The organism is Hydrogenophaga sp. H7 (assembly GCF_002025745.1).
Taxonomy (GTDB): domain Bacteria; phylum Pseudomonadota; class Gammaproteobacteria; order Burkholderiales; family Burkholderiaceae_C; genus Hydrogenophaga; species Hydrogenophaga pseudoflava.
This window is the reverse complement of record NZ_MCIC01000010.1, coordinates 1-7500: the sequence shown is the minus strand read 5'-3', so window position 1 is coordinate 7500 and position 7500 is coordinate 1. Positions and strand designations below refer to the sequence as shown.

Here is a 7500-nt window from a genome sequence, read left to right as displayed (position 1 = left end):
ACATCAACCGAGATTCCGAAAGTAGTGGCGAGCGAAATCGGAAGAGCCTGTTAGTGATAGCACAAGACTTAACGGAACGCTCTGGAAAGGGCGGCCATAGCGGGTGATAGCCCCGTACGTGAAAAGACCTGTGTGGTACTGAGCTGACGAAAAGTAGGGCGGGACACGTGTAATCCTGTCTGAATATGGGGGGACCATCCTCCAAGGCTAAATACTCATCATCGACCGATAGTGAACAAGTACCGTGAGGGAAAGGCGAAAAGAACCCCGGGAGGGGAGTGAAATAGATCCTGAAACCGCATGCTTACAAAAAGTAGGAGCCCGAAAGGGTGACTGCGTACCTTTTGTATAATGGGTCAGCGACTTACATTCAGTGGCAAGCTTAACCGAGTAGGGAAGGCGTAGGGAAACCGAGTCCGAATAGGGCGATTCAGTCGCTGGGTGTAGACCCGAAACCAAGTGATCTATCCATGGCCAGGATGAAGGTGCCGTAACAGGTACTGGAGGTCCGAACCGACTGGTGTTGCAAAACCAGCGGATGAGCTGTGGATAGGGGTGAAAGGCTAAACAAACTTGGAAATAGCTGGTTCTCTCCGAAAACTATTTAGGTAGTGCCTCAAGTATTACCTGCGGGGGTAGAGCACTGTTTTGGCTAGGGGGTCATGGCGACTTACCAAACCAAGGCAAACTCCGAATACCGCAGAGTACAGCTTGGGAGACAGAGCACCGGGTGCTAACGTCCGGACTCAAGAGGGAAACAACCCAGACCGCCAGCTAAGGTCCCTAAAATTGGCTAAGTGGGAAACGAAGTGGGAAGGCTAAAACAGTCAGGATGTTGGCTTAGAAGCAGCCATCATTTAAAGAAAGCGTAATAGCTCACTGATCGAGTCGTCCTGCGCGGAAGATGTAACGGGGCTAAGCCAGTTACCGAAGCTGCGGATTTGCAATTTATTGCAAGTGGTAGGAGAGCGTTCTGTAAGCCTGTGAAGGTGGCTTGTAAAGGCTGCTGGAGGTATCAGAAGTGCGAATGCTGACATGAGTAGCGTTAAAGGGGGTGAAAAGCCCCCTCGCCGTAAGCGCAAGGTTTCCTACGCAACGTTCATCGGCGTAGGGTGAGTCGGCCCCTAAGGCGAGGCAGAGATGCGTAGCTGATGGGAAACAGGTCAATATTCCTGTACCGATTACAAGTGCGATGTGGGGACGGATCTTAATAGGTTATCCGGGTGTTGGATGTCCCGGTTTAGGCAGATGTAGGCGATGGGTAGGCAAATCCGCCCGTCATATACCGAGGCTGCCGATCGAGCGAGCTTGCTCGCGAAGTAACTGAACGAGGTCCCAGGAAAAGCCACTAAGCTTCAGCTTGTAATTGACCGTACCGCAAACCGACACTGGTGCGCGAGATGAGTATTCTAAGGCGCTTGAGAGAACTCAGGAGAAGGAACTCGGCAAATTGACACCGTAACTTCGGAAGAAGGTGTGCCCTAGTAGTGTGATGAGAACATCTGAGCACGAATGGGTTGCAAAAAATAGGTGGCTGCGACTGTTTATTAAAAACACAGCACTCTGCAAACACGAAAGTGGACGTATAGGGTGTGACGCCTGCCCGGTGCTGGAAGATTAATTGATGGGGTGCAAGCTCTTGATCGAAGTCCCAGTAAACGGCGGCCGTAACTATAACGGTCCTAAGGTAGCGAAATTCCTTGTCGGGTAAGTTCCGACCTGCACGAATGGCGTAACGATGGCCACACTGTCTCCTCCTGAGACTCAGCGAAGTTGAAATGTTTGTGATGATGCAATCTCCCCGCGGAAAGACGGAAAGACCCCATGAACCTTTACTGTAGCTTTGTATTGAATTTTGAACAGATCTGTGTAGGATAGGTGGGAGGCTTTGAAGCAGGGTCGCTAGATCTTGTGGAGCCAACGTTGAAATACCACCCTGGTGTGTTTGAGGTTCTAACCTAGGTCCATTATCTGGATCGGGGACAGTGCATGGTAGGCAGTTTGACTGGGGCGGTCTCCTCCCAAAGTGTAACGGAGGAGTTCGAAGGTACGCTAGGTACGGTCGGACATCGTGCTAATAGTGCAATGGCATAAGCGTGCTTAACTGCGAGACTGACAAGTCGAGCAGATGCGAAAGCAGGACATAGTGATCCGGTGGTTCTGTATGGAAGGGCCATCGCTCAACGGATAAAAGGTACTCTGGGGATAACAGGCTGATACCGCCCAAGAGTTCATATCGACGGCGGTGTTTGGCACCTCGATGTCGGCTCATCTCATCCTGGGGCTGTAGCCGGTCCCAAGGGTATGGCTGTTCGCCATTTAAAGAGGTACGTGAGCTGGGTTTAAAACGTCGTGAGACAGTTTGGTCCCTATCTTCCGTGGGCGCTGCAGATTTGAGGAAGCCTGCTCCTAGTACGAGAGGACCGGAGTGGACGCACCTCTGGTGTACCGGTTGTCACGCCAGTGGCATTGCCGGGTAGCTAAGTGCGGAAGAGATAACCGCTGAAAGCATCTAAGCGGGAAACTCGTTCCAAGATTAGATCTGCCGGGGCCTTGAGCCCCCTAAAGGGTCGTTGAAGACCACGACGTTGATAGGTCGGGTGTGGAAGCGCAGCAATGCGTTAAGCTAACCGATACTAATTGCCCGTGAGGCTTGACCCTATAACTTTGACGAAACCACGTGTCTGAAAAGACGGTTCGTGCAAATGTCTTATGCCCTCATGACTAATATCATGACGTTGGCAGCAATCAAAAACAGCTGATTCGAAACTCTATGAATTCGTCTGGCTGAACAGCCCGTTCAGCCAGGCAACAAGTTATGCCTGACGACCATAGCGAGTTGGTCCCACTCCTTCCCATCCCGAACAGGACAGTGAAACGACTTTGCGCCGATGATAGTGCGGGTTCCCGTGTGAAAGTAGGTCATCGTCAGGCTATTATTGAGAAAGGCCCCAAGTAGAGATACTTGGGGCCTTTTGCTTTAGCGCTTTTACCGGTGCAAAGGTCAGAGCATGAGTGGTTACTGATCGAAGATCATTTCACCTTCACATCTGACGGCTTTGGCTCGCTCGAGGTCACAGATCAGTTCTTGCAACCATTGGTCAGGTGTGTTCGATCCAGACACTGGAGTTGGAGTTGACCCGAATCCGTGGATACATCATTGTTTGTGTTCAAGGGATGGTCTGCAAAACCCCGGCGCCCATGGCCCGATGTGAGACATTGACGGCATGAAGCAACTGAGCCTGGGCGAGAGCGGATTCGAGCGCAAGACCAAGAGGACGCGCAAGCGTGAGTTCCTTGACGAGATGAACCTCGTGGTGCCTTGGGCCGAGCTGGTGTCGCTGATCGCGCCGCATGCGCCGGCACCGGGTGCCAAGGGCGGACGCCCACCGTTTGCCGTCGAAACCATGCTGCGCATCCACTTCCTGCAGCAGTGGTTCAACCTCTCGGACCCGGCCATGGAAGAGGCGCTGTACGACATGGCGCTGTTCCGTGAGTTCGTGGGGCTGGATGCCGGGGAAGACAACCTGCCTGTTGACGCCGACCGAAAACTGACCATCTGAAGGCGGGAGTGCCGCTTCAAAATTGACCAGGGTGTATCACGCGACTGCTGAATTTTTTGGCAGGAGCAAAAGAGGTGATCACCATGGACATGATTGGCAAGGTCAGGCGCATGAAGATGCGCGATGGGATTTCGATCAGCGAGATCTCGAGGAAGACGGGTTTGGCCAGGAACACCGTCAAGAAGTGGCTGAAGGCGCCGGCGGCGATGGAGCCGCGGTATGAGCGGGCGCAGAAGATGGGCAAGCTCTCGGCGTTCGAGGCGACGCTGGTGGCGGCGCTCAAGACGGATGCCCACCGAGCTCGGGATCAGCGGCGCACGGCGCGGGCGCTGTTTGTGCAGATCCAGGCTCAAGGCTACCGGGGCGGCTACAGCGCGGTGACGGACTTCATCCGGGCGTGGCGACAGGACTCGGGCAAGGACACCACGAAGGCGTTTGTGCCGCTGAGCTTCGAGCTGGGCGAGGCGTTCCAGTTTGACTGGAGCGAGGAAGGCATCGTGGTGGGCGGGGTGTACCACCAGGCGCAGGTGGCGCACCTGAAGCTGTGCGCCTCGCGCGCGTTCTGGCTGGTGGCGTACCCCAGCCAGGGGCACGAGATGCTGTTTGACGCGCACACGAGGTCGTTTGCGGCGCTCGGCGGCGTGGCCCGCCGGGGCATCTACGACAACATGAAGACGGCGGTGGACAAGGTCAAGAAGGGCAAGGGCCGGGTGGTCAACGCCCGGTTTGCGGCCATGTGCAGCCACTACCTGTTTGATGCGGACTTCTGCAACGTGGCCTCGGGCTGGGAGAAGGGGGTGGTGGAGAAGAACGTGCAGGACAGCCGGCGACGGGTGTGGCTGCAAGCGCGAGAGCGCAAGTTCACCAGCTTTGCCGAACTCAACGCGTGGCTGGCCGAGCGCTGCAAGGCGGTGTGGGCGGACACGCCGCACCCGCAGCACCGGGAGCTGAGCATTGCCGAGGTGCTGCAGCTCGAGTGCGAGCACCTCATGGGCATGCCAGCGCCGTTTGACGGCTACGTGGAGCGCCCCGCGCGGGTCAGCAGCACCTGCCTGGTGACGGTGGCGCGCAACCGCTACTCGGTGCCCTGCGAGTGGGCCGGGCACATGGTGAGCACGCGGCTGTATCCCGGCCGCGTGGACGTGGTCGCTGGGGACGCGCTGGTGGCCAGCCACGAGCGGGTGCTCAACCGGGGGCAGACGGTGTTCGACTGGCAGCACTACATCGAGCTGGTGCAGCGCAAGCCCCGGGGCACTGAGGAACGGCGCACCGTTTGCCGATATGCCCCGGCCGCTGGCGCAACTGCGTCATGCCCTGATGCGCCACACCGGTGGTGACCGGGTGCTCTCGGAGGTGCTGGCCCTGGTGCCTACGGCAGGGTTGGACACGCTGCTGGTGGCGGTGGAACTGGTGCTGGAACACGCCACGCCCAGCGGACACATCAGCGTGGAGCACGTGCGCAACGTGCTGGCGCGCCTGAGTGATCCGCAGCGTCCGCCACCGGCGGACACGGCCCTGGCGCTGCGCGAGGCGCCACGCGCCGACACCCACCGCTACGACCGGCTGCGCGCTGCCGACGCCCAGGAGGCTGGCCATGCGAACTGAGATTGCCAGCGAACTCAAGAGCCTGCGGCTGTACGGCATGGCCAGCGCCTGGGATGATCTGCTGGGGCAAGGGGAGACGGCGGCGCTGCAGAGTGCACGCTGGCTGCTGGAGCACCTGCTGCAGGCCGAAGGGGTGGACCGGGCGATGCGTTCGGTGTCCTACCAGATGAAGGCGGCACGATTCCCCATGCACCGGGATCTGGCCGGCTTCGACTTCGAGGCCTCAGCGGTGGAACGGGTGCTGGTCAGTCAGTTGGCCAGCCTCGCGTTCACCGACCAAGCCCACAACGTGGTGCTGATCGGTGGCCCTGGCACGGGCAAGACGCACCTGGCCAGCGCGCTGGGCATTGCGGCCATCACCCAGCACGGCAAACGGGTGCGCTTCTACTCCACGGTCGATCTGGTCAATGCGCTGGAGCAGGAGAAAGCCCAGGGGCGTGCGGGGCGCATCGCTGCCAGCCTGCTGCATGTGGACCTGCTCATCCTCGATGAGCTGGGCTATCTGCCGTTCAGCCAGGCCGGCGGGGCGCTGCTGTTCCACCTACTCAGCCGGCTGTACGAGCACACCAGCGTGATGATCACGACCAACCTGGCGTTTGCCGAGTGGTCCAGCGTGTTCGGCGACGCGAAGATGACCACGGCACTGCTGGACAGGCTGACGCACCATTGCCACATCGTGGAGACGGGCAACGAGTCCTACCGGTTCCGCCACAGCTCAGCGCAGGTCAAGGCCAAGGGCAGAGCACGTGAGCAGGCCAAAGACAAAGGCAAGACGGTCGTTCAGACACCAGCGCCCGAGCCATTCTGAGTTGACGGGCCGCCAGCAGGCCGCTGCGGGCTACGCCCTTCGCAGCTGGCTTGCGGCCATGCACAACGCAGCAAGAAGGAGATGCAAGAAGCAGCGATGACCGTATAGTTATCCACAACCGGGCATCAAAAAACCCGGTGCAGGCCCCTGGTCAAAATTCAATCGGCACGCCTGGTCAGATTTGAATCGGCGCCAACAGTCCAAGTCCTTGGCCGCCTGGGCCACAGTCATCCCACGCTCGGTGACCAGCTTGACCGCTTCAAGCTTGAACTCGCGGCTGAATTTCCTTCTCGTGACCATCTGCCACCTCCAGTTTCATCTTCCACCTTAACAAGGTTGAAGTCCCCTTGAAAACCTGAACCACCCGGAAGTAGAGAATTCCCCAAGACGGAGTCTCTACATGAAGAAATCCAGATTCAGCGAAGCGCAGATAGTCGGCATCCTCAAGGAGGTCGAGATGGGTGCCAAGGTCGGCGAGACGTGCAGGAAGCACGGCGTGAGCGAGCCGACCTACTACAAGTGGAAGAGTCAGTTCTCTGGCATGACGGTCTCGCACCTGGCGCAGCTTCGGCAACTGCAGGACGAGAACGCCAAGCTCAAACGCATGTATGCCGACCTGGCGCTCATGCACCACGCGCTCAAGGACGTTGTCGACCGAAAGCTCTGACCCCGGAGCGTCGCGAGATGGTCGTTCAAGCCCTCATGGCCGAGCACGGCATGAGCGAGCGCCGAGCCTGCCAGGCCAGCGGCATTGCCCGCTCCACACTGCGCTACCGACCCATTGCGCGCGACGACTCCGGGGTCATCACCTTCATCCAGATGCACATGGCGCTCAACCCGCGCCACGGCTTTGGCCTGCTTTACGACAGTGCCCGCCACCAAGGCAAGCCCTGGGGCAAGACGGTGCTTTGGCGCGTGTACTGCGAGCTGCGGCTGAACCTGCCACGGCGCGGCAAGAAGCGTTTGCCGGCGCGCATCAAGCAACCGCTGGAGGCTGCTGGCCAACCCAATCAGGGTTGGAGCTGCGACTTCATGGCCGATGCACTGTGGTCCGGCAGGCGATTCAGGACCTTCAACGTCATCGATGAGTTCAACCGCGAGGGCCTGCGTATCGAGGTCGACACCAGCCTGCCGGCAGCCCGTGTCATACGTGCCTTGAATGAGCTGGTGGAAGTGCGCGGAGCGCCGCTGTCGATTCGCCTGGACAACGGCCCGGAGTTCATCGCTCACGCTCTGTCCGAATGGGCGAAATCCAAGGGCATCGCGCTCAATCACATCCAGCCAGGAAAGCCCACGCAAAACGCCTATGTCGAACGATTCAACAAGACCTACCGAACCGAGGTGCTGGACTGCTATGTCTTCGAGTCATTGCAGGAGGTGCGTGATATGACGGCCGACTGGCTGCACCGCTACAACCACCAGCGCCCCCATGAATCTCTCGGCCGAATCCCACCGGTCGAGTACCGTGTCAAACTGTTCCCCAACCTCTACTTCTGACTGGCTCAGGAATTCGAGGGGACTTCA

At 58.6% G+C, this 7500-nt stretch carries 2 protein-coding genes, 2 rRNA genes and 3 pseudogenes (1 of these 7 only partly in view); 6 read left to right on the top strand and 1 reads right to left on the bottom strand.

The annotated features are described in order from the left end of the window. From BC358_RS06395 to istB, 5 genes and pseudogenes are all read left to right on the top strand, one after another. Nucleotides 1-2661, top strand: a 23S ribosomal RNA gene (locus BC358_RS06395); it begins 216 nt to the left of the window's first position. Between the two features lie 160 nt (nt 2662-2821). Continuing rightward, nucleotides 2822-2934 (top strand): 5S ribosomal RNA (gene rrf / locus BC358_RS06390). A 293-nt stretch (nt 2935-3227) separates the two neighbouring features. Beyond that, a pseudogene (locus tag BC358_RS06385) lies at nt 3228-3533 on the top strand (transposase); the annotation flags it as partial. A 113-nt stretch (nt 3534-3646) separates the two neighbouring features. Next, nucleotides 3647-5168: pseudogene (istA, locus tag BC358_RS06380) on the top strand (IS21 family transposase). Further along, complete coding sequence (gene istB / locus BC358_RS06375; protein ID WP_079365171.1) at nt 5158-5976, top strand: IS21-like element helper ATPase IstB; 819 nt, start codon at nt 5158-5160, stop codon at nt 5974-5976. Before istA ends, istB begins: the two are co-directional and overlap by 11 nt. 198 nt (nt 5977-6174) lie before the next feature. Here istB and BC358_RS06370 read toward each other — a convergent pair. Continuing rightward, nucleotides 6175-6276 (bottom strand): annotated as a pseudogene (locus tag BC358_RS06370) (transposase); the annotation flags it as partial. A gap of 100 nt (nt 6277-6376) precedes the next feature. Here BC358_RS06370 and BC358_RS06365 point away from each other — a divergent pair. Then, a protein-coding gene (locus BC358_RS06365; RefSeq protein WP_256861428.1) for an IS3 family transposase occupies nt 6377-7473 on the top strand; the annotation gives its coding sequence in 2 pieces (ribosomal slippage) (nt 6377-6629 and nt 6629-7473; 1098 coding nt in all). Nucleotides 7474-7500: the final 27 nt, after the last annotated feature.